The organism is Bacteroidota bacterium, from assembly GCA_034723125.1.
In the GTDB taxonomy this organism is placed as follows: domain Bacteria; phylum Bacteroidota; class Bacteroidia; order CAILMK01; family JAAYUY01; genus JAYEOP01.
The window spans coordinates 1-2,551 of sequence record JAYEOP010000339.1; the positions used below are offsets into that span (position 1 = coordinate 1).

Consider the following 2,551-nt stretch of genomic DNA (forward strand, 5'->3'; position numbering starts at 1 on the left):
TCGAGTAGGTAAAGGGGAATTTCACCCATAAACTATTATTTTCTTTTAGTTTTTACTGTTCCAACCATTTTTCTTTGATTTCAATAAATGTTTTAACAGGGTCTTTTGCTCGCCAGATAGTGCTATGTAGTGCAATACCATTAAATCCTACTTCTTTAAGGTCGTCAATATTTAAAATATCTATTCCTCCTTGAGCAATAATAGTTCTATTTGTATTTCCTAAAAAATTTAATAGCTTATTTTTATCTTTAAAAAGATGTTTACCATTTTCTGAAATTGATGAGAATAAGGATGTAAGGAAAAAATATGAATAATAATTCGGGCTTTTTGATATTTTACGTGTACTCTTGTGTGAAATAGAAATTATTAACTTCCTTTTTTTTATAGTCGATGTAAAAAACAATCTATAAATTTTATTTTTACGTTTTTTCTCAGAAAAATAAACTCCACCAAGATCATATTTTTTTAAAAGCTTAAAATGACTATGAAGGATAATTCTTTTATGAAATTCGGAAGGAATTTTTTCAATTAACTCTGAAACATATTTAGTTGAATAACTTTGTTTCCTTAAATGTATAAAAGAAAGTCCTTCTTTGAGCATTTTACTTATAATTTCAGCCTCATTATCATACTGATGATTAGTTGTAAATATGATTATTAATTTATTATCCTCCACACCTCAAATATTAACTGTTCATTGAAATTAAAAATTCTTCGTTTGATTTTGTATTTTTCATTCTATCTTTTAAGAATGTCATTGCTTCTTCAGGATTCATATCCGACAAGTATTTTCGTAATATCCATGTTCTTTGAAGAATATTGCTATCAATAAGTAATTCTTCTCTACGTGTACTTGAAGAAGGGACATCCATTGAAGGATAAATACGTTTATTTGCAAGCTTTCTGTCAAGCATAAGTTCCATATTTCCTGTTCCTTTAAATTCCTCAAAGATAACTTCATCCATTCTGGAACCTGTATCAATTAATGCTGTGGCAAGTATTGTGAGCGAACCACCATTTTCAACATTTCTGGCAGCACCAAAAAATCTTTTTGGCTTGTGAAGTGCCTGTGAATCAATACCTCCTGTAAGAACCCTACCTGATGCAGGAGCAACAGTGTTAAATGCACGTGCAAGACGAGTTATTGAATCAAGCAAGATAACAACATCAATACCGCATTCAACCATTCTTTTTGCTTTTGATAAAACAATATTTGCAAGTTTAACATGCTTTTCAGCAGGTTCATCAAAAGTTGATGAAAGAACTTCGGCATTAACATTTCTTTCCATATCTGTTACTTCCTCAGGTCGTTCATCTATAAGAAGCACCATCATATAAGCATTTGGTTGATTTTTCGCAATTGCATTTGCAATTTGCTGAAGTAGTACTGTTTTTCCTGTTTTTGGCTGAGAAACAAGTAAGCCTCTTTGTCCTTTTCCAATAGGGCAAAAAAGATCCATTATCCTTGTTGAAAATGCATCTACATTTGTTGTTATATCAAATTTTTCGTCAGGAAAAAGGGGTTTTAAATGCTTAAAAGGTATTCTGTTACGAACACTTGCAGGGTCAAGACCATTTATAGCATCAAGGTGGATAAGAGCGAAATATTTTTCCCCATCTTTTGGTGGTCGTATTGAGCCACTAATTGTATCTCCTGTACGAAGTCCGAAAAGTTTGATTTGAGATGGTGATACATAAATATCATCAGGTGATGGCATATAATCGAAATCGGGAGATCGTAAAAAGCCATATCCTTCTTGTAATAATTCCAGTACTCCTTCATTATGAATAAGTCCGTCAAGATTGTAAGATCCCTGAATACTCTTTTTATTTTTTAGATTTTCCGTTTCAGCTACTTTAGGAGCTATCTTCTCCTGTTTTTTTCCAATAATTGGAATTTTCTTTTCCGGTTTTATTTCCTTTTTTGGTTCAAATTTTTGTTCAAACTTTGGCTCAAGTTTTTTTTCTATTTTTTGTTCAGCTTTTATTTCAGTTTCTTTTTCTTTAGATTCTTCTTTTTTAGGAGGTGTATAAAGCTTAGCAAATGCATCATCTTCAGGGTTAAAATTTTTCTCCTTATTTTTTTTGAGTGTTTTGCGAGGATCTTCTTTAGGAAGGATGTCTTTATTTGCTTCAGGATTAAGTGTACTAAAAATTTTTTCCTGTGTAACAACTTTTTTCCTTACTCTCCTTTTTGAACTATCAGATTCTATTTTAACTTTTTCCTTCTTAATAGGAATTCCGCTTTTACCCTGTGCTTTAATAATTTTTTCAATAAGCTCGTCCTTTCTCATTCGTGTATAATATGTTACACCAACTTCTTTGGCAACATCGTTCAGTTCAACTTTTAGTTTTGAATTTAATTCTTTTATTGAATACATGTATTTTTGTTTATTTGTATAGTTTTTTGAAAGTCAGCAAAATAAGTGAAACATCAATGTTGTAACTAAGGTTACTCTTTCTCGTTTTTTGAAAAAAATGGAATAATTAGAAGAATATGAAAATGTGTTAATGAGGGCAAAGATAGGCATTTTTCTTATTTACAAAAGAA

At 30.7% G+C, this 2,551-nt stretch carries 2 protein-coding genes; both read right to left on the reverse strand.

The window, feature by feature from the left end; genetic code table 11:
* Nucleotides 1-52 precede the first annotated feature (52 nt).
* A complete protein-coding gene (locus tag U9R42_09270; GenBank protein ID MEA3496210.1) occupies nucleotides 53-676 on the reverse strand; it encodes a thiamine phosphate synthase in 624 nt (207 codons plus the stop codon).
* A gap of 10 nt (nucleotides 677-686) precedes the next feature.
* Entirely contained in the window at nucleotides 687-2,381 is a 1,695-nt protein-coding gene (rho, locus tag U9R42_09275) for a transcription termination factor Rho (GenBank protein MEA3496211.1), read from the reverse strand.
* Between the last annotated feature and the right edge of the window lie 170 nt (nucleotides 2,382-2,551).

What these genes read in the sequence shown, in the direction of transcription:
- rho (MEA3496211.1), bottom strand. Translation starts at nt 2,381, where the DNA reads ATGTATTCAATAAAAGAATTAAATTCAAAACTAAAAGTTGAACTGAAC.